Source organism: Pectobacterium hainanensis (assembly GCF_046237015.1).
In the GTDB taxonomy this organism is placed as follows: Bacteria; Pseudomonadota; Gammaproteobacteria; order Enterobacterales; family Enterobacteriaceae; genus JBJYIN01.
Window position 1 is genome coordinate 101,059 of the sequence record NZ_JBJYIN010000010.1, and the last position, 20,069, is coordinate 121,127.

Below are 20,069 nucleotides of genomic sequence, written 5' to 3' on the forward strand. Positions count from 1 at the left end.
GTGGTCGACGTTATCTCATGTTCCATATCGCGCTCTATGAGCCTCAAATTGCACCAAACACCGGCAATATTATCCGACTGGCGGCCAACAACGGCTGTACGCTTCATTTGATTGAACCGCTGGGGTTTGATTTTGAAGAGAAAAAACTACGCCGTGCAGGGCTGGATTACCACGATCTGGCGAACGTCAGCCGTCATAAGAACTATCAGGATTTTCTGGCTTCGGTTCCGGGTAAACGCATTTTTGCCTGTACTACCAAAGGCAGTCGCCCGTATGACCAGCCAACGTATCAACCAGGTGATGTGCTGTTATTTGGGTCGGAAACCGCAGGTTTGCCGGACGAGCTCCGTAATGGTTTCGAGCCGGATTTCCGTATCCGCATTCCCATGCAGTCTAATAACCGTAGTCTGAATCTGTCGAATGCGGTAGCGATCATCAGCTATGAAGCCTGGCGGCAGAATGGTTTTGGCGGCTGCATCTGATAATCCACAGATTTTTCGTGTTGTTTATTGATTGATAACCGATTTTTTCAGCGGTGGATTCACCAGAAAAACGACCTCACCACGATAATAGGGCGAGGCCGCCAAGCGTTGCTGCCATTGTTTGTCCCATTCTCCGTGTTGCACCAGCCCGATACGGAAAGGGATGGTCAGCTTCATGAGGGCCGGGAGGTAGGCTGAATAATTCGTTATTGTCCCATAGCCTTGATAGGTTTGAACCACCAATTCATCCACGCTTCCTTGCAAACGGTTGAGCTCTGCGACGTCGCCCGTTTTTGACCAGTCGAGTAAGCCAGTAATACTGATTTGATCGTCTGCTGGTAATCTTTTGCGTAATTGCTGCAAAAAATCGACATATCCTGCGAGTTGGTAGCTTTTTGCATCGAAATCGATTTGGATTCCTTTTACCTGATTACCCTGACGACGCCAGCTTTCTTGTCGCTTCAGGATTCGATTGAGATGGTCATCCGAAAGCGTCAGGGTAGTCATACGGTAAGAAAGCCAGATCTGGGGAATACGCAGTTTGCTTGGAGGGATCCCCTGACGTAAAAAAATGGTTTTTCCTCGCCGACGGGCAATTTCGCCTTGATGCAGATACAGCGTCTGTGCCTGATGTAACACTGGCTGTGGCCGAACGGCGGCCCATAACCAGAAATCCTGATAGTGGGCAGCATTAACAGTAATGGTGTCAGCCTGAGCGCTGGATGATAGCGCCCAGGCCAATATAACCCTCTGTGCTACCAGTAATATTTGAGCTGTTTTGCCCACACGCTGCCTTTAAATTCGGTTTTCAGTTGGGTAAACCAGGCTTTACGCGTTGCCTTGCTGATGTCCTGTTGACCACAGCCGTTATTACCGCTGTGTGCATAGCAATACATCGCACGATAGAGCGCATAGCTCTTATCTTCCGGCGGCGCTTTGGGATCGGCAATCACCCGAATATAGCCGTCGAGTCGATTATATTTTGTCCCTTTAAACTGTGTCGGTGCGTCGGTTAATGTCATTAACATCGTGTCCTCGCCCCAGTCATATCCAACATCGTTGCCTGTTCGCAGGAAGAACTCGCCAAGGCAGTTAATGGCTCGGGCATCGTTCGGGCGTTGATTCAGGGTATTCACCACCTTCTCTAACGCCGGGCATTGGTATCCTTCTTCGGTATCGCTACCATCCCAGGAGAAAACAGCCAGATTTTCCTCATTCCAACTGATGTTTTCATTATTCTTTAACGGCGCGATTTCCTTGAGAAGTACGCTGTCTTTCAGATAGCTGGCGTAGTCAGCATGCGTGAGTGATTTGGTCAGCAGGGTATGCAGTGCGATAGCCTGTTCTTCATGTGACAGTTGGGAGCGGGTTTGCTGGCGCAGTAGCTCGGCATCGGCAACGGTTTTGAGAACGGCAGAACGAAAACGAAGGTTTTTAACCGGACTGTCTGGAGCAAAAATCCGCTCTGGATGAGAGGATTGCACTAACGTTTCGCTCAGCGCCAACTGTAGGAATTGCTGTTGGGTATAATCCGTTTTCAGAGTCAGCAGGTGACGCCAGTGGGCTTCAGCATTATCCCAGCGGGATAAGTGTTGTAATGCCTGTCCACGTAATACCTGTAGGCTAAAGCGGGTGGTATCCGTCAGATCGGCATCGACGGCCGCGGGGATGATATTCACCACGGTGCCATAGTCTTTTTGATGATAGAACTGCCAGGCAGCCTGCAAATAGAGGAACTCATTGTTCATGCCTGCTTGCTCAAACAGCGGTTGCTGGGCAACGATGTCCTCGGCGGAGAGCTCGGGTAATCTTGACCAACTGCGATGAGGGCGTAGGCGCTTGAGATCCTGTACAAATGTTAGCATCGGGCTTTCTGGTGCTATCAGAAAGTTTTGGTTTTCCAGCAGTTTATTATCAATTTCATCGCTGAGTTCCAGCAGGGTAGTGAGGCTATCGGTGTTTGCCATCACCTGTTGGTAAGTTTTTGATAAATTATCTACGTCGCCAATAATCCAGTAAGCGCGGCGGTAAAGTCCTTTAGCTGAATCGGCATAGCGACCTTGCGGATACGTTGCCAAATAGGCATCAATATTCTGTATCGTGGCAAATGCGGCATTTTTATCGGCTTTGCTGGCATCAAACATATCGTATTCGTCTAATGCGTTTTGCATGGCCTGATTGATTTTTACTCGAATCAGCATGTAGCGCGATGTTTCAGCCACCCACGGCTGAGACGTTTGTATTAACGACTGAAAAAGGTTTTCCGCCTGTTCAAATTGACCGTCATAGAAATGCTGTGCGCCAATCAGGTAGTGTTTGAGTGCTCCGGCATGGCCTTCCTCCGGAACATTGGCAAGTTCACCCGATAAGGTCGATGCTGTGTAATCGGCCGTCAGCATATTGGCGCGAGCCTGTGCCAGCAAAGTACGATGGGCATCGGTGAGTTGCTGGTCGGTTTGCAACACATCAAAAAACGCTTCACCCGTCGTGATGTCATTTGAAATTTGGCGGCCTTCTCCCTCACCGGTAGTTAGCGAGCTCAGCTTTTCCTGTATCGCTGGTGGGAGATGAAGCTGCTGGCCTTTCTGTTGCAGGGCGCTGATGTTATTGGCTACGGGCGGAGTTGTCTCGGTTGTTACCACGGGTTCGGTCGGTTGGACGGGCGCTTCCGTCGCCGCGACGCCCATTACACGGTAAGCGGTAAAAGGATCGACTCGAGTGTGTGCCTGTTCAGGCAACGGTTGCGGCAGCGGTAACGCAAGATGGTTACGGCGACTCTGCAATAATATTAAGTTGGTGCGCGTGTCGTTCTCTGGAACGAGGTAAGGAAAGGCAAACACGCCGCATTCGGCGTCTGAAAAGCCACAAATATAGTCGCTGGAACTGAGTGCATAGCCGCTAAATAATAAGGGGAGCGAACCTGCCAGTAGCGTTATTCCTTTCATGTTTGTTCCTTGTGTTTACCTAAGCTTAGATTGCTTATCGCTGATCGAACGGTAACCAGATGATTAACCGCAGGCCACCTAGCGGGCTGTCATCGGCCTTCACCCAACCTTTATGCTGCGTAATCGCGGTTTCGACAATCGCCAGTCCCAGACCGGTACCGCCGGATTCACGGTCGCGGGCTTCATCTGTCCGATAAAATGGCCGGAAAATCTGTTCGCGATCTTCTGGACTCACACCGGGGCCATCATCGTCAACTTTGATCGTGATACCCTGATTATCGACGGAAAACGCAACAGCAATATGATGGTGGGAATAACGTAGCGCGTTACGCACAATGTTCTCCAGCGCACTTTCTAGGGCATTCGGGTTACCGAAAAGTGTCCATGGCCCTGGCGGATACGTAACCTCCAGCGTTTTCCCCATTTGCTCTGCTTCAAATGCGGCATCATCCAGCACATTGCCCCAGAGCTCGTTGGCGCGCAGAAATTCACGCGTCAATTCATTGTTATGCTGGTTGCGCGACAGCACCAGTAGATCGTTAATCATGCTGTCGAGTCGCTGGGTTTCCATTTCAATACGATTAAGCTCATTCCCCTCTCCCTGTCGTCTGCGTAAAAGCGCGGTAGCCAGTTGTAAGCGAGTGAGTGGCGTGCGCAGCTCATGCGAAATGTCGGACAGCAGGCGTTGCTGGGCGGTCACCATGCGTTCCAGTGCGCTAACCATTTGGTTAAAGCTGACGCCCGTTGCCTGAAATTCCTGTGGCCCGGATTCCAGTTCAGGGTGCTGACGCAGGCTCCCTCTGGCCACTTCATCCGCCGCATTTTTCAGTTTTCGTGCGGGTTTGGCGAGGCTCCAGGCAAGCCATAACAACAGGGGAGAACTAATTAGCATTGTGAACATCAGCAGCAGCAATGGCCGATCGAACAGCAGGCTAATAAAGTCCGATTGGAGGCTACTGGCCGGGCGAATCAGATAAAGCTGGTAGTTATCTTCACCATCCCGAATGGAGAACGGCCCCAGCAATTCAACTCGGCCATATTTTTTCTTTTGTGGATGATCGGCATTATCGGAGAGCCCGATAAAGTTACGTACAATTTGTGTTTCATTTTTCTGTGCGCCCAAGACTCGTCCTTCACTGGTGACCAGTAAGAGGCGTTGCCCCGGCGGGGCCCATTTCTCAATAACCCAGAATAACCTTAGCCACCAGCGCAAATCATTGGCCGGGGTGTTAGCCAGATCGGCTTCAATATGCTGTTCCAACATCAGCCCTTGCCGCTGCTCATTTTCCAGCAATGCCGTTAACTGGCGGGAATCCAGTTTGGGCACCATCAGCACCAGCATGAGAACCAGTGCCAGCGTGAGCCAGAAAATGGCAAAAATTCGTGCGGTCAGGCTGTTAATCATGCAGCAGACACCATCAGATAACCGCGTCCGCGTAAGGTTTTAAACCAGGGGAGCCCATCCTTACGTTCGGGTAACTTGCGGCGCAGATTAGAAATGTGCATATCAATGGCGCGGTCAAATGGCGTCAGACGCTTACCTAAGACTTCCTGGCTCAGATGTTCGCGTGAAACCACCTGCCCCAGCCGTTGAGCCAGCAGATAAAGCAAGGTAAATTCTGTGCCTGTCAAATCCAGCACGATGTCGTCAAAACTGGCTTCCTGACGCCCGGGGCTAAGCCGCAAACCATCGACTTCCAGCGTTGGTGCACTGTTTTCGCTGGCCTGTTGCTGATCTGTCCAGTTTGAACGGCGCAGAATCGCTCGAATACGTGCGACCAATTCACGATCGTTAAACGGTTTTGGCAGATAATCATCCGCGCCCAGTTCCAGACCGAGTACGCGATCCAGTTCGCTGCCGCGAGCGGTCAACATAATAACCGGTGTCTGGTGTTGCTGGCGTAGCTCTTTTAATGTGTCGATACCATTTTTCTTCGGCATCATCACATCCAGCAAAAGCAGGTCGATTGTATTATCCAATGCGTTTAACGCTTGCTCGCCATCATAGGCGACCACGACATTAAATCCTTCCATTTCGAGCAGTTCTTTCAGTAACGATGTCAGCTCTTTATCGTCATCAACCAGCAGGATCTTGTTCATGTTTTATCTACCTCCAGGGGCAAAATACGTCATAGATTGGCGGTATTCCATGACTTTACGTAGTTTTACATCCTCTGACGCATGTTTGCAGCAAGACAATTAGACTGATGTTCACTGATTCACAGAACAGCATACCAAAATGGAGCGTTACCGATGCAACAAGCCACGACGCTATCTCTTGCTTCACTGCTAATGCTGAGTGCTTTCACGGCGTTTGCGGCAGATGTCGGGCGTGCGTCTGTGAATGGCTGGCATCAGGATGACTCTGCCATGAAACGCATGCACGATCAGCAGGCGATGTTTGATGGTGTGAAGTTAACCGAGCAACAACGGCAGCAAATGCGCGATCTCATGCATCAGGGGCGCCAGGATGTACCGGCGTTTAATGCAGAAGATGTTGAAACGATGCATAACCTGGTGACGGCTGGCGCGTTTGATGAAGATGCAGTGCGTAAGCAGATCACTAAAATGATGGAAATACAGGTTGAGCGCCAGGTACAGATGACGCGAGTGCGCAACCAAATGTACAACCTGCTGACACCAGAGCAGAAAAATGTTCTGGAGCAGAAACATCAGCAACGAATGCAACAAATGGAGCGGCAGATCTCAATGTTAAATCAGATCCCAGCGCCATGATTTGGTCCCAGAGTTAATCCCGAGTAGTGAGTGTAGTGTGTAGTGAGAGTAGTAGTCACGTGTAGTAGATATACCCTGTTTTTCCTTGCCATAGACACCATCCCTGTCTATTCGCCCTCCATGACGGAGGGCTTTTTTTATGGGTTTTTTATGAAGGTAGTCCGGTGTCACGGTTTGGTGAATCGCAAAATTTCTTCCGATATCTGTTATCGTTTGACTTCATAATTTGACTTCATATTGAAAGTCTCTAGAATGGCTTTAAAAAGTGACGTCATGAGGCCGGCAATGCAGGAAAAAATAGCCAGTCTGAGAAAAAAACAGCGGGAAACGCTGAATCAGATTTTTAAGATGCCGGTACTTTCTGGTGTTAAATGGTCAAATATTGAGTCATTGATTACAGCGTTAGGTGGTGAAATTAAGGAAGGAAGCGGATCGAGAGTGCGGTTTTTACTGAATGGGAGTATTGCTCGATTCCATCGTCCTCATCCTTCACCGGATACAGATAAAGGCGCGTTGGTCAGCCTGCGTGAATGGCTGGAAAGCATAGGGGTAAAACCATGACGAAAGCACTCAATACACCAAATACGATGGTTGTTGCTGGGCAACCAGCCATTATTAGTTATGTCCCTGAAATTGGCATGTTTCGCGGTAAGTTTATTGGCTTATCTGGCTATTGTGACTTTGTGGCCGATAGCATTGATGGGCTAAAGCGTGAGGGAGAAATCTCACTACGTGAATATCTTGAAGATTGCCAAGAAATCGGAATCGATCCCTATGAACGTGAAGAGAAAGTAAAAACGTTCACTCTCCGCTACCCTGAATCGTTCGGAGAGCGGTTGAGCATTGCTGCCGCTGAACGTCAGGTTTCAGTGAATGCATTTATCGTCGAAACACTTAGCGAACGAATGAAACTTGCTTAACGATCTCCCGCCACGGCGGGTTTTCTTTTGGTTCATCTCGACAATAAACGTCTTCACGTTCCCTTCACTTTTGTAGGCGCGATCTCGTTTTCCTGGCAATCTATACCCAAAATAATTCAAGTTTCAGGACAAAAACAGCAAAGCGTTTTTGAACAGCGCTTGCGCTGGCCCCGAAGGGGTGAGGCCATAAGGCCGAATAACGCGGCAAGCGAAGGACAAATTCGTCAGGAACGAATTTGACCAGCCTTTGGCTGGCCTCAGGTGAGAGACAGGATGTCTCTCATTTCATCCCGATGAGCTTACTTGAGTAAGTGATTCGGGTGACTGAACGCAGCCAACGCACATGCAACTTGAAGTATGACGGGTATATCAGGTATTCACGTTGTCCCCATTTATCAGTGCGTCCCTGAAACCAAATCAGAGGTCACTTTCTCAAATGCATCAAATGGACAGAATCCATCGGCATTAATCGGGCAATCTTTCAATGCCAGCGTGACGCGCTGCGGTGGGTTGTTACGGTTAAGCTGGGCCAGTGTTTTGATTTGATCGGTAGATTGATAAACATATTCCATCTTCAGCCATGTTTTGCCGTTGGTTTTATTTTTCCAGCGCTCGAAAACGATTTTTCCGCCAATCGGTGTGGTTTCAAACTGGTTCGGTAATGTATAGGGCTTCACACCCAAAGCCGAAAACAGCGATGCCACGTTTGAATCATGTCCGACGAGGAAGGTGAATTTGGGTTTGTCTTGTCCGAAAGCATCCTTTAGCGCTTTAACCAGATTAGCGGAGACCTCTTTAGCGACGACCGGTGAGCTAAATACCACGCTGTTGTAATACTCTTTAATTGAGACTAACGATTCGAACTGCTTATCGTCTTTGATACGTCCCCAAGCCACGTTTTCAATCGGTGCACCTTCATAATATTGAAGAATAAATGCATCTGAAATGGAGGTGCCCGTTCTCAATGGGCCTGAAACGCCGGGTTCCTGGTTAGCCACAATCTTGATTGATGTGGGGATTGCCGTGAGATCGCACTGTTTATCTTCTTTACAGTTGGCGGACTCGCTGTAGCGAATGATTTGCGCCATTTGCTGATAAGTGGGTTTCAGACGCTCATTCAATCCTTCAAGACCTTTCTCGCCAGCGGTCTTGTTAATGGATTCAATCGCGCGTTGCTTAAATTCCGGGCTACCATCGCGGATGATGGGGTTAAAGGTGGCATCCATCGTACCCAATTTTTCTTTATGGGTGACAGGCACGATACAGCCTGGGAAAGCGCCTACTGCGAAATACTGTGCGGTGGCTATCGTGCGTTGCAGGCTGTTCGCGTAGAAATAAACATCTTTATCCGTCGGGCAAGTATCGGCAGTCAGCAGATGGTTATCGACCAGCCATTCATTAAAATAGTGGCCGAAGTAGGCTTCCAACACGCCGCCGCGGGTCGTCAGCCAGCTACTGGGGGTATCCCACTGTGGCCAGGCTTCTGGCGTCAATTTACCTAGCGCACTGCTCGGGCTGGCAAGTGGTGCTCTCAATCCATGACGACTAAATACAACGACCTGCTCCAGTGCTAGCTCGTCATGACTGTTGTTGTTGGCAAACGTTTCGGTTGAAAACGGTAACAGTAGCGGCAGGCAAAACAGTGCTTTCGTTTTTAGAGACATTGGGCACTCTCCTCGTTGATGACCAGTTATTTCTTAATGTAAAAAAAGAAAATGCTATAAAACCCAGAATATTTTGGTTAATAGCATCTATTTATTTTGTGCCTAAGAGGGGATTCATGACAGTTTGAAACAGGACTGAATCATTAAACTGTGATTCAAACCACGCAATGTCTGTTTCTGGAGATCAGATCGGCCGGGATTTTAAAGTTTGCAGAAAAAACACGGTTTTAAAAATTGTGAAGGGATACAAACCATGTTAAAAAAGCACGATTTATTATCGATATATCATTAGGGACAGATATGTTAAAGAAGCTATTCAGTCTTTTACCTATTTTTGGTGACAAAGCCGCGACGGCGACGGAAAAGCTGTTACAAGAATCTTTATTACCGCTGGCAGAATTTGATAAAGCGTTGCCGAATACGGTATTTGATTATGTCATGAAGGGCACCACACCTGAGATTATTTACAAATTAAGTCAACTCGATGCCGATCAGGTGATTGTTCTATTCGATAAGCCCGGAACGGTTGATTGGTGGCGTGTTCAGAACCATCATTTTAATTCCACTGAGTATAAAAGAATCATAACGCAAGCAATAAATGCGCGTTATAAACTCTATTCTATGGTAGGAAAAGGGTTAACGGATGAACAGATAGCCCGTTTTGCAAAGGCATTAGCTGCCGCGTGTCAGGATAAGAATATAAAACTGATTACGAATGAAGTGCCGAACTGGATGATTTATTTATTGTGTGATGGTTTGTTCTCCACGTTACGCAGTACATCGAGTGAAGATGCGAAATTGACGTATCGTGATGGCTGGAATGTTCAACTGCTTGCTAATTTAGTTGCTGATGAACAAGGATATAAGGAAGGCGAAAATATTTTATTTGCCATTTTTGATAGAAAAGAATTAGATGGATTCTATCATGCACATTTGAATATATTTTTTGAACTTCCGGATTTGTCAGAATATATCAAATGTCATGCGCAGTTTGTTCGCACCACGTTGGTTGAGAAACTTTCTGTCACTGGTTTAATTCATTTGCTAAAATATTTTTCCGGTCAGGAAACGCTGAGTATCTTATTTTCTGATGTGATTGTCGCTCTGGCGATGGACCCGCGAAAAACGGTTCGTCATGAAGCCGAGCCTTTACTGAATACGCTTCCTGCTAACGATGTTAAACAACATATGAGTGATATGTTGTTTAACGGAACACCGAAGCAACGCGCGCAGGCTGCCGATCTATTCGCACGTCAGGGTGAAAATAAGGCGATTCTAGAACAAGCGTTAACGGTAGAAAAAAGTAAGTCTGTGATGAAAAGTATCGAGAGCGCCATTATGCGTTTCGATGTTATCGATACGGCACAGGATATTGCATTGCCTGAATTACCTGCGCTAACGGCACTGGTAGATACACCGTTACCGGAAAGCGTAAAGGATATTCTGGTTGAAAATTTCAATGAGATGCTGGAAAAAGCAAGAGTGGGTGCTGAACAAGAAATCGAGCAGAATAAAACGAGTCAGCATCAGTATTCCTGGCAGCAACGGCATTATAAAGAATTACGGAAAATCAGTATTGAACACTGCCGTTCTCTGTTAAATAAACTGAATGGCGTGGAAGGGCGTCTATCCAGAGAAGATATCAGTATTATTCAATACAAAAAACGTATTCGCAGTTTGCCTGAATTTACACTTTATCATGCTGCTCGCGTGATATTCTCTGACGAAGACAGAAACTTAGGTTTGAACTCATATCAGATAGAAAATGAGGTGCCAGTAGAGATTTTGGCGACGTTGGAGCTACGGCAACTGGAAGATGTTTTACAGAAATTAGCGCTCCGCGAACCGGCGAGAATAGTAGCCGCATTGTGTTTAGAGTCATACAATCATGGTCTGCGGATCTTTCCTAAAACGGAACAACTTTGGCCATTTTTCTCACAATATCCTGATTATATCGGTGAAGCATTGGGATTGTTGCCAAATAAAAGTGAGAATAAGTATCGTATATTTGAAATAGGTAATGCTTTTGAGTTGCTTGATAAATTCCCTACTGTTCCTGCACAGTTTATTCCGCGTGTTATGGAATTTGCATTGGGTGAAAATAAAACTTATCGTCAGGGTGCGCAACAGCTACTCGAAAAATTACCCAATATTCATATCAGCGTACAGGAAAGTCTGCATTCTACGAAACAAGAAATTCGCATTACAACCGTTGAATGGCTTGCCCGCATAAGGAATAAAGACAGTATTGTACCGCTTTATGCCTTGTTGAAAAAAGAAAAGCGGGAAACCGTGCGTGCGGCATTATTAGCGGTTTTGGAGCAATTTGGTGAGGATATTTCTCCTTATCTGTCAGAAAAAGTGTTGCGTGATGAAGCATTGAAAGGGTTGAAAGCAAACCCTCCCGCCAGCATGAGTTGGTTTGATTACGATACGATCCCACCATTGAAATGGGAAAATGGAAAGATCGTTGATGCTGAAATTATTAAATGGTGGATTATTCTGGCAGTGAAATTAAAAATGCCAGCGGGTAACACGTTATTACACCGTTATGTAGGGCTGTTAGCTAAAGAGAGCCAGCATAAACTTGGTTCATTTATTTTACACACCTTTATCGCTCAGGATGTAAAACATCCACCGTTGGAAGAGGCGATGTTGGAGGCGAATAAAGAGGCTCCAGCGCGTTTAAAAAACTATCAGTATTGTTTTGAGAAATATGGTGAGTATTACCAGAAGTACGGCAGCTATACGCTGGAGATGGTGATTGAGGAAATAAAGAATGAGGTATTGCAGCGCTATGTAGGCTCCGCAATCAGCGAGAAGGGCATGCTAGCGCTGATCGGCCATATCGAAGGCCATGTGGCTGTCTCTGCATTGCGTAATTATACGCGTGATCATTACCAGCGCCGTTCACAGGTTGAAGCGATGATCAGTGCAATGGCAATTAGCGATGATCCACTCATTATCCAATTGTTACTTTCACTTTCACGTCGTTATCGCACTGCTGCTATTCAGGAAAAGGCGCGTGAATTAGTTGAAGGGATTGCCGAGCGTAATGGTTGGAGTGCTGACGAATTGGCCGACCGAACCATCCCTACGGCGGGGTTGGATGAGACAGGGACGTTAGTGCTGGAATACGGTGAGCGAACCTTTACCGCACGTATGGATAGCAAGCAGCGACTGGTGCTCCTGAACCCGGAAGGCAAAGAGATTAAAGCACTGCCTGCCGCGCGTAAAACAGATAATGAAGAGCAGATAAAAGAGACAAAAAAATTATTCTCATCAAGCAAGAAAGAGCTAAAACAGGTGATCGATCTGCAAACTGCTCGTCTGCATGAGGCGATGTGCAGCCAGCGGCAATGGCCAAGTGAAGACTGGCGCACCTATATTCTGTCACACCCTGTCATGCATCCCCTCATCGAGCGTTTAGTATGGCAAGAGGTGAAAGAAGGACAGGTGATCAACACGTTCCGGCCAACGGATGATGGCTGCCTCATTAATCTTGATGATGATGAGATTGAATTATCTGATGGCACGACGATCCAGCTTGCTCATGCGGCTATCGTGGATACGGCAACGAGCAAAGCCTGGTTAGCGCATTTTAGCGATTATAAAGTGGCGTTTTTATTCTCACAGATGGAGCACACGTTGCCCGATTTCGATCTTAAATTGGTTAAGGTTGAAGATAAAAAAGGCTGGCTAACCGATACGTTTACGTTGCGCGGGGTGTTAACAAAAATGGGATACCAGCGCGGGCCAGCGGAAGATGGCGGCACGTTTTTCCATTATTACAAACATTTCAGCAGTTTGGGTTTGTTCGTTAATATCGGTTTCAGCGGCAGTTACGTGCCGGAGGAAAATATACCCGCTGTGCTGTTTGATTTGAGTTTTGAGAAAAATCAGCAAAATTACTGGGATCATAACAATCTGGTATTACACGATATTCCTCCCATTCTTTTGGCAGAAAGCTATGCCGATTATCTAAAAGCCGCTCAGGCCTGTTCTGGATTTGATCCTGATTGGGAAAAGAAAACCCTCTGGTAATCCGTTTATGAAGCCAGCAGCCAGTGCTGGCTTTGCTCATTATTTTGTGGCGAAAGAGATCCAAGCATGGAAAAACAACAACCGATGGCAGGCAATGTGCTGCGTCAGCCGGCGGAAACTCGATTTGCGGATGAATTAGCGCGTCTGACGAAAGCGGACGAAAATAATCCTAAACCCCAAGGCTGGTTACGTTCACCTCGTGCCGTTCGCCAGTTTGTTTTAGGCGATGAGGCATTAGCGATTTCAGCGAAGTTTTTTGGCGACAACGCGCTGGTCGATCGTGCCATTGTGACGCTATTGGGAAAACAGGGATTGATGTTGGTTGGTGAGCCAGGAACGGCGAAATCAATGCTGTCAGAACTGTTTGCCGCAGCGATTTCGGGAGATTCAGGCCTCACGATCCAAGGTACGGCGGGAACGACAGAAGACCACATCAAATATTCCTGGAACTATGCGCTGCTGCTTGCCGAAGGCCCCACGGAGCGTGCCCTTGTCGGCTCGCCGCTCTATCAGGGAATGATGCAGGGAAAAATCGTCCGCTTTGAGGAAATCACCCGTTGTCCACCGGAAATACAGGATGTGCTGGTTTCGTTGATGTCTGAAAAACAGATGATGATCCCTGAAATGAGTGAGCGGGGGCGGGTGAATGCGAAACCCGGCTTTAATTTAATCGGGACGGCAAACTTGCGCGATCGCGGCGTCCATGAGATGTCTGCGGCGTTAAAACGGCGCTTCAATTTTGAGACTGTCAGGCCAATTCAGGATCCTGAGTTTGAAATTGAGCTGATTCAGACGCAGCTTGCGCGTGAATTGGGGGAGCTCGCCGCGCTGATCACGGTGCCACCAAGCGTCATTGAACTCCTTGTGACGACATTTCAGGAGCTCCGCTCCGGTAATACCCGTGATGGCGGCAGTATCAAGACGCCGGATGCGGTGATGTCGAGTGCAGAAGCCGTTAACATTGCCTATGCCTCCGCGCTTGAAGCGCATTATCTGGGCGACAGTAAACTGAATGCTGCTGCGATTGCGCGTCAGCTTATTGGCGTCGTGCTCAAAGATAATCCTGATGACGCGAAACGCATGCGTTACTACGTTGATAATGTGGCGCGTGAGCGTGCGAGAAACAGCGATGATTGGAAAGCGTTTTATGATGCGTCACGCCAATTCTGGAAGTGAGGCCGTGGCACAACTTACTGCTTTCCATATGGGAGGTTATTGATGAGTCTCCCAAATATCACGTTGCCTGCTCGTCTGGAGCAGGCGCTAGCGACACGGCTATTTTTACAGTCGCAGCAGATCTATTTTGCGCCCGTTCGCCATCATAGCCCGGCCTGTGCTTATGCGCTGTTGTCGTTGATTGAGGATATCCGTCCTGACGATATCCTGATTGAAGCGCCCGTCAGTTTTAATCATCTCTTGCCTGATTTGCTCCATCCTGACACCCGACCTCCGATTGCCGTGATGGGACAGGCCGATGTTCAATGTTGCGCGTCGGACGAGGGAGAAAGCCGACAAACTGCGACGCGTAGTGCTTTTTTCCCCTTCTGTGACTATTCGCCAGAATGGGTTGCGCTGCGTACCGGCCAACGACATCACGCCACGTTGCGCTTTATCGACTTGCCGTGGGTTGAACAAATCGCGATTGATGAACGTCAGGCGGATGTTAGCCAAAGTCTACAGGCGGAACGTTACCTCGCCCATAGCCAGTTTATTTCTGCGCTGGCAAAAAAATGTTATTGCCGCGATCACGATGAAGTCTGGGAACACTTATTCGAATTACGAACGAGTGAAGCACTGGCCGACTGGTCGTCACTTTTTCATGACACGTTGATTTGGTGTGCGCTGGCGCGACTGGATTATGAACCCCAGGTTTTGGAGGCCGAAGGATCCGCACAGCGTGAAGCCCATATGCTTGCTGCGATTATGCAGGCGCGAGCTGAAAACCCGACGGGAAAAATTCTGGTGGTAACGGGGGGATTTCATTCGTTGGCGCTAATCGAGGGGCTGTCTCATGATGGTCAGTCGCTTAATGCGTTGACTGACGCGGCGAAAAAACAGTATCAAAAACAGCTAAAGCAGGCGGAAAAAGATCAGGCATGGCTAATCCGCTATAGCTTTGACCGACTGGACGCGCTCAATGGGTATGCCTCTGGCATGCCTGCCCCGGCTTACTACCAACAAAGCTGGCAAATGCTGATGACGCAGCGGCGCGATCGGGCGGCAGAAAAAGATCTGCCGTTGCGCACGACTCAGGCATACCGTCACCACATGGTGATGCGTTTTTTGTCCGAGGTCGCCAGTATGCTCCGTACCCAATCGTTTGACGATCCACCCAGTTATATCACGGTGAAAAATGCCATGGAGCAATGTGTGCAGTTAGCCGCATTGCGTGGGCATGAAGGCCCTGGCCGTTATGATCTGCTGGATGGATTACAGAGTAGTTTTATTAAAGGCAGTATTGACGATACGCAGCGCGATCTCTGGCTTGAGATCGAAAAGACCTTTTCAGGGCATACGTTAGGGCAGATCCCAAAGGGGAGTGCGACGCCGCCACTGGTTAATGAAACCTACCAGTTAGCAAAAGGGCATCGTTTTAAACTGGATGATACGCTCGCCAAGCTGAGCCGTTTAGATATTTATCGTAATCCGCAGCACCGTGCTCGTAGCCGTTTCTTGCACCTGCTGAATTTCCTTGAGGTAGGGTTTGCCACACGAATGAGCGGCCCTGATTTTTTGAGCGGTCACAACCTCGAACTGCTTTTTGAAGAGTGGCAATACGCGTGGACGCCGTCGGTTGAAGGACGATTGATTGCGTTATCGGAGAAGGGAAGCCAACTGGAAGCGATTGCGATCGATAAATTAGTCCATTTGGAGAAGCAATTAGAAGAGCAGGGACAAAACCGCTCGAGTAAAAATGCGGTTCAGGTATTGATTCAGGCGGCGTTATTAGGTCTACAGTCACGTTTAGCCGGATTATTTCGTCTATTACATGATGATATCCAGAATGATTTTCGGCTGAGCTCGCTCGTGGAATGTGGGCATAGTCTGATTCATTTATGGCGTGGACGTGATTTTCTTGGTCTACGCTACCAGCCTGAATTAACCCAACTGTTGCTCGAGTTGGTTCCACAAACGTTGTTTTGTTTATCGACCATTGCGGCAGGGGATGAACCACAGCAGGAAGAACACTTCACCGCCTTGCTTGCTCTGCGTGAGTTTATTGAGTTTGTTCCTACGATCGATCCCACCAGTACCGCCAGTGGCGATTTTTACCGCCAATTGCGGCAGATTGCCCCTACGCTAAACGATGTCCCTTTATTAAAAGGGGCGGTGGATGCCTTACGCTATCTTGGTGATGAAATAGATGAATGTGCCCTGAGTGACAACCTATCGAATGCTTTTAGCCAGGGTAGCGATCCTGAGCAGGCGATTCGTTATTTTGTGGGGGTAATGCGTACCACGCCTGAATTGATTATCAAAACGCCGCGTCTGATCGATAGGTTAAACATGTTGATTGCGCAATGGGATGATGACCGTTTTTTGCACGTGTTACCTGACTTGCGTTTTGCCTTTAGCCAACTCACCCCGAAGCAAAATGCCGTGCTAGCGAACTACCTCGCTGAGCAATGCGGCCTCTCCGAACCGGAATTGCAACTCTGGCAAACGGATTTTACGGAACGGGAGATGTTACAGGCGATCCAGTTAAACCAAAAGCTGCAACAGCAATTGGTCGAGAACGATTTACTGTCGTGGTACGAAAATGATAAAGGGGTGGTGCGATGAGCGCTCAGGACCCGCAGTCTGATGATGATAAAGAAAAAAATGGCAAACGCTGGCGATTAATCCTGGGTCACTATGCCGATGAGGCTTTAGGTAAAGCGGTGCTTGATGCGAACGATCTGAAAATTGAACGCACGCTGGATTATCTGTATCACCGTGAATATCAGCGTCGTGGGCTAAAACAGGAAGGTGGTCGCCACGGTTCTTTGGATCAGTCCCAACTGACGGCGGTGAACTGGCTGGATCAGGCGCGTAAATTATTTCCCAGCAGTACGTTTGAGCGGATGCAATCACAGGCGATTGAGCGTTATGAGATGACCAGTTTGCTCAAAGACCCGCAGGCGTTGCAAGCCATGGAACCCACGCCTGCGCTGGCGAAAGCCTTGCTGAGTTTACGTGGCCGGATGAATGAGCAAACGCGTGAAGCGGTACGCGAGATTATTCGCAAGGTGGTTGATGAGATATTACGTACGCTGAGGCCCACCTTTACCCATACGCTGACTGGTCGGCGTAACCGATTTCGACGCTCACCGATTGCCAGTAGCCAAAATTTTGACTGGCGTGCCACGATTGCGGCCAACCTGAAGCATTTCGATCGCGAGAAAAATCGCTTGATCATTGAAACGCCGTATTTTAATTCACGTATGCAGCGGCATATGCCGTGGGATGTCATTTTATGCGTTGACCAAAGCGCATCGATGTCCAGTTCGGTGATGTACGCCGCGATCTGTGCCAGCATTTTGGCAACATTACCGGCGGTACGGGTCTCTTTAATTGTGTTTGATACGCAGGTGGTGGATTTATCGCATCTTGCCCACGATCCTGTTGAGGTGTTGATGACCGTTCAACTCGGTGGCGGCACGAATATTGCGCAAGCCATGCAGTATTGCGAACAGTTAGTACAAAATCCGAGGCGTACGATTGTGACCCTAATCAGTGATTTTGAAGAAGGGGGCGCGCTGAATCGTCTGCTCAGTTGTGTGCAGCGTATGCATAGCCAGCAGATCACGTTGCTGGGGCTGGCGGCGCTTGATGATGCCGCGATGCCTGTTTATGACACTGCGATTGGGCAGAAATTGGCCGATCGAGGTATGCACGTCGCGGCATTGACGCCCGAGCACTTTGCGCAATGGCTGGCGGAGGTGATGCGATGAGCTGGCAATCCATCTACCTGAATTATGATGATGATGCGCTGAGCCTTTTTGCTAACGCGGGTTTATTACGCCGGGCGAAGAAGGATCTGACCGGCGATAATGTGACGCTCGTGGAAAATACCGGGCACGAAGGACATTTTATCAGCGATGGACAGCAGGTCGTGCTCAATGGACAAGGCATACAGGCAGCGCGATGCCATTGCCCCGCGAGCGGCTGTTGTAAACATATTCTGGCATCGGTGCTGTGGTTACAAGCCCATGCTGAGGAGGCTGTGGAGAATGACGCGGTATCCTCCGTGGACGTGGATGCGCCACCAATAGAGGTTCCTCCCGTAGATGTGATGGCTGAAATCCTACAGCTCTCGCCTGATGCGCTGATGAAGCAAGTCGGCAAGGGACAAACGCGGCATGCTGCACGGTTTATGCAGACATGGACGGGCGAGTCGGTCAGGACAGAATCTCTGCCCAATCAGTTGAAGATTTACCTGCCCACGCTAGAGACCCCGGTGATTTACCTGGCTGGCGCAGGCATGGCGGGTATGTTGTCGGATTTTTTGCGTGATAAGCAGCCCGCGTTACACCTCGCCGCCATTGCCTGTCTCTTTGAAAAACATCAGCGTGTCTGGCCGTGGCCATCGGATTGCCTGATTCAGGATACGAGTGAAAGGGCACTTAATGCGGATGAACACGCACTGATTACGTCACTTCATTCGTTTATTGATGACGTGATGAATCAGGGGCTATCGCACATGAGTAAAAGCAGCGCACGACAGCTTCATTTGCTGAATATGTCTGCGCGAGCAGAAGGCTTACCCCGACTGGCGAGCTATCTGCGCAATGTGAGTGGGCAGGTTCGTTTGTTGGCGGATAAACATTACAGTCTGGAAGAACGCGATGTCTTACTGTTTATTGCCCGTCTGTCGGCTTACTTATATCAGCTTGAACAGGCAACGCCGGCACGATTGCAGCATTTGCGTGGACAGGTGCGACGGCGCTATCAGCAACAGCCGGAATCCTTATCTCTGGTGCCATTGGGAGCGCAATGGTGGGAGACACAGAGCGGTACACGAGGTGCCACTTTTTCATTTTGGGATAGCGAAAACCAGCAATTGCTGCATTGTACGCAAGCGCGAGCCGATCGCCATGATGTTTCGTTTGATCAGCATGGTGTGTGGCATAGCCAGTCTCTGTGGAAGCAGATTGGTGAAAGCATCATGCGAGCGCCTTTTACGTTACACCATCCCCGCTTTTCTGAGGACGGCAAATTGGCCGTAGGCGGAGAGAGTTATGCGAGCCTTGACGATAGACGATGGGATATTGCGGCTTATGAGCAGTGTAAAGCGACAAGCGGGATTGCTGACTGGTCGCAGCTGTTTCATTATTTTGAGCAGGAAGATCATGATTATCCGCCTCCCTTGCTGCTGCATGTGCAGCGCTATGAGGCGGTGGTGTGGCATGAAGTGGATCAACGTGTGGTATGGCCCGTTTTTGATAAAGCGGATAATGCGCTGTACCTCAACCTAAACTGGGGAAAAACGCAGCGCCAACGGATAGATATGCTTGAACGCGCTACCCAGCAAGGGGTGGATATTGTTGCGGTCTTGGTACAACCCCAGCGCCGTGGGAATCAGATTGAGCTTCATCCCTATTCTCTGATGGTGAATGATGGCGGTGCCGTTATCGCTTTCTGCCTGGATTTTCAGACGATTAAAAGTAAGCCAAAAATGCCGAATTTTATTGGTCGTATTCAAGCGCTTCTTACACAGAAGAAACAAAGCAAAATAGTGAGACAGCCTGCGCCTACATTGGCACAGCGGGTTTGTCGCCCCATTCTTGATGTGTTGGATGCACAGGCTTGTACCGGACGGCGGCATTTAACGGAGATGCAACGAGAACAACTGCAAACTTGCATGAAAATCGCCAATGAACTGGGGCTAACGCTTATCGAGCGTGCCTTGGCACACTATTTAGCGCAGCATCAACCGAAAGGCAGCCAGTTGCTGCGGGTTGTTTTTATTTGCGACAGGCTTCAACGTCTTCAACATGAATTGCCCCTTGTGTTGCGTCAATCCTCATCGGCACCACGTTGATTTTTCGTCAGCAGACAGCGCAGCGAAAAGGGCTAGCCGGAAGTGTGTATTTCAACCTATCGGCACGAAATAAAGACAGCGTAAAAGAGAGGTAAAGCGTAGAATGTGAGCATCAAAAAATGATGCTCATGAGAGTTTTCTACTTGTTATCAGGCTGCTGATTCACACCCTCATAAAAGCACAAAAAAAACCGGCTAACGTTGGTTTTGCGCGGCATTGTCATACTTATTCTGTACCATTGCTTCATCGTACCA

At 48.6% G+C, this 20,069-nt stretch carries 14 protein-coding genes; 9 read left to right on the top strand and 5 right to left on the bottom strand.

The window, feature by feature from the left end; translation table 11 throughout:
- The first annotated feature begins 17 nt into the window (after window positions 1–17).
- The gene (locus ACKPVM_RS12125) at window positions 18–482 is read left to right on the top strand and encodes a tRNA (cytidine(34)-2'-O)-methyltransferase (protein ID WP_409309350.1); all 465 of its coding nucleotides are present in this window, start codon (window positions 18–20) and stop codon (window positions 480–482) included.
- Between the two features lie 24 nt (window positions 483–506).
- Here the strand turns inward: ACKPVM_RS12125 and ACKPVM_RS12130 are convergent, their stop codons facing one another.
- The 4 genes from ACKPVM_RS12130 to cpxR are packed head-to-tail and all read right to left on the bottom strand — an operon-like array spanning window position 507 to window position 5,527.
- Entirely contained in the window at window positions 507–1,268 is a 762-nt protein-coding gene (locus tag ACKPVM_RS12130) for a DUF3142 domain-containing protein (RefSeq protein ID WP_409309302.1), read from the bottom strand.
- Entirely contained in the window at window positions 1,238–3,427 is a 2,190-nt protein-coding gene (locus tag ACKPVM_RS12135) for a PA5441 family protein (protein ID WP_409309303.1), read from the bottom strand. Before ACKPVM_RS12135 ends, ACKPVM_RS12130 begins: the two co-directional genes overlap by 31 nt.
- Before the next feature lie 34 nt (window positions 3,428–3,461).
- A complete protein-coding gene (gene cpxA / locus ACKPVM_RS12140) occupies window positions 3,462–4,832 on the bottom strand; it encodes an envelope stress sensor histidine kinase CpxA (RefSeq protein WP_409309304.1) in 1,371 nt (456 codons plus the stop codon).
- Window positions 4,829–5,527, bottom strand: a complete 699-nt coding sequence (cpxR, locus tag ACKPVM_RS12145; RefSeq protein ID WP_409309305.1) for an envelope stress response regulator transcription factor CpxR — start codon at window positions 5,525–5,527, stop codon at window positions 4,829–4,831. Before cpxR ends, cpxA begins: the two co-directional genes overlap by 4 nt.
- A 153-nt stretch (window positions 5,528–5,680) precedes the next feature.
- Between cpxR and cpxP the strand changes: the two genes are divergently transcribed.
- The 3 genes from cpxP to ACKPVM_RS12160 all read left to right on the top strand — a co-directional run bounded on the left by cpxP (window position 5,681) and on the right by ACKPVM_RS12160 (window position 7,083).
- Window positions 5,681–6,163 carry a cell-envelope stress modulator CpxP gene (cpxP, locus tag ACKPVM_RS12150; protein ID WP_409309306.1) on the top strand — a complete coding sequence of 161 codons (483 nt, stop codon included), beginning with the start codon at window positions 5,681–5,683 and terminating at the stop codon, window positions 6,161–6,163.
- Between the two features lie 285 nt (window positions 6,164–6,448).
- On the top strand, window positions 6,449–6,724 hold the full coding sequence (locus tag ACKPVM_RS12155) for a type II toxin-antitoxin system HicA family toxin (RefSeq protein ID WP_409309307.1): 276 nt from the start codon (window positions 6,449–6,451) through the stop codon (window positions 6,722–6,724).
- Window positions 6,721–7,083 (top strand): type II toxin-antitoxin system HicB family antitoxin, encoded by a 363-nt coding sequence (locus ACKPVM_RS12160; RefSeq protein WP_409309308.1) that lies wholly within the window; start codon window positions 6,721–6,723, stop codon window positions 7,081–7,083. Before ACKPVM_RS12155 ends, ACKPVM_RS12160 begins: the two co-directional genes overlap by 4 nt.
- A gap of 395 nt (window positions 7,084–7,478) precedes the next feature.
- Here ACKPVM_RS12160 and agp read toward each other — a convergent pair whose 3' ends face one another.
- Window positions 7,479–8,747, bottom strand: a complete 1,269-nt coding sequence (gene agp / locus ACKPVM_RS12165; RefSeq protein ID WP_409309309.1) for a bifunctional glucose-1-phosphatase/inositol phosphatase — start codon at window positions 8,745–8,747, stop codon at window positions 7,479–7,481.
- Window positions 8,748–9,047: 300 nt separating this feature from the next.
- Between agp and ACKPVM_RS12170 the strand changes: the two genes are divergently transcribed.
- The 5 genes from ACKPVM_RS12170 (at window position 9,048) to ACKPVM_RS12190 (ending at window position 19,815) form a co-directional block, all read left to right on the top strand.
- Window positions 9,048–12,791: a DUF4132 domain-containing protein gene (locus tag ACKPVM_RS12170; protein WP_409309310.1), complete on the top strand. Its 3,744-nt coding sequence runs from the start codon at window positions 9,048–9,050 to the stop codon at window positions 12,789–12,791.
- A gap of 66 nt (window positions 12,792–12,857) precedes the next feature.
- Entirely contained in the window at window positions 12,858–13,967 is a 1,110-nt protein-coding gene (locus ACKPVM_RS12175) for an ATP-binding protein (RefSeq protein WP_409309311.1), read from the top strand.
- A gap of 42 nt (window positions 13,968–14,009) precedes the next feature.
- On the top strand, window positions 14,010–16,574 hold the full coding sequence (locus ACKPVM_RS12180; protein ID WP_409309312.1) for a DUF5682 family protein: 2,565 nt from the start codon (window positions 14,010–14,012) through the stop codon (window positions 16,572–16,574).
- On the top strand, window positions 16,571–17,725 hold the full coding sequence (locus tag ACKPVM_RS12185) for a VWA domain-containing protein (protein ID WP_409309313.1): 1,155 nt from the start codon (window positions 16,571–16,573) through the stop codon (window positions 17,723–17,725). The genes ACKPVM_RS12180 and ACKPVM_RS12185 overlap by 4 nt, the downstream gene beginning before the upstream one ends.
- Window positions 17,722–19,815 carry a YehQ C-terminal OB-fold domain-containing protein gene (locus ACKPVM_RS12190; RefSeq protein ID WP_409309314.1) on the top strand — a complete coding sequence of 698 codons (2,094 nt, stop codon included), beginning with the start codon at window positions 17,722–17,724 and terminating at the stop codon, window positions 19,813–19,815. Before ACKPVM_RS12185 ends, ACKPVM_RS12190 begins: the two co-directional genes overlap by 4 nt.
- Window positions 19,816–20,069: the final 254 nt, after the last annotated feature.

Excerpts from the sequence above, each read along its gene's own strand:
- ACKPVM_RS12160 (WP_409309308.1), top strand. The coding sequence starts at position 6,721 with ATGACGAAAGCACTCAATACACCAAATACGATGGTTGTTGCTGGGCAA.
- ACKPVM_RS12190 (WP_409309314.1), top strand. The coding sequence starts at position 17,722 with ATGAGCTGGCAATCCATCTACCTGAATTATGATGATGATGCGCTGAGC.
- cpxA (WP_409309304.1), bottom strand. The coding sequence starts at position 4,832 with ATGATTAACAGCCTGACCGCACGAATTTTTGCCATTTTCTGGCTCACG.
- ACKPVM_RS12175 (WP_409309311.1), top strand. The coding sequence starts at position 12,858 with ATGGAAAAACAACAACCGATGGCAGGCAATGTGCTGCGTCAGCCGGCG.
- ACKPVM_RS12180 (WP_409309312.1), top strand. The coding sequence starts at position 14,010 with ATGAGTCTCCCAAATATCACGTTGCCTGCTCGTCTGGAGCAGGCGCTA.
- ACKPVM_RS12125 (WP_409309350.1), top strand. The coding sequence starts at position 18 with ATGTTCCATATCGCGCTCTATGAGCCTCAAATTGCACCAAACACCGGC.
- ACKPVM_RS12170 (WP_409309310.1), top strand. The coding sequence starts at position 9,048 with ATGTTAAAGAAGCTATTCAGTCTTTTACCTATTTTTGGTGACAAAGCC.
- cpxR (WP_409309305.1), bottom strand. The coding sequence starts at position 5,527 with ATGAACAAGATCCTGCTGGTTGATGACGATAAAGAGCTGACATCGTTA.
- ACKPVM_RS12135 (WP_409309303.1), bottom strand. The coding sequence starts at position 3,427 with ATGAAAGGAATAACGCTACTGGCAGGTTCGCTCCCCTTATTATTTAGC.
- agp (WP_409309309.1), bottom strand. The coding sequence starts at position 8,747 with ATGTCTCTAAAAACGAAAGCACTGTTTTGCCTGCCGCTACTGTTACCG.
- ACKPVM_RS12155 (WP_409309307.1), top strand. The coding sequence starts at position 6,449 with ATGCAGGAAAAAATAGCCAGTCTGAGAAAAAAACAGCGGGAAACGCTG.
- ACKPVM_RS12185 (WP_409309313.1), top strand. The coding sequence starts at position 16,571 with ATGAGCGCTCAGGACCCGCAGTCTGATGATGATAAAGAAAAAAATGGC.
- cpxP (WP_409309306.1), top strand. The coding sequence starts at position 5,681 with ATGCAACAAGCCACGACGCTATCTCTTGCTTCACTGCTAATGCTGAGT.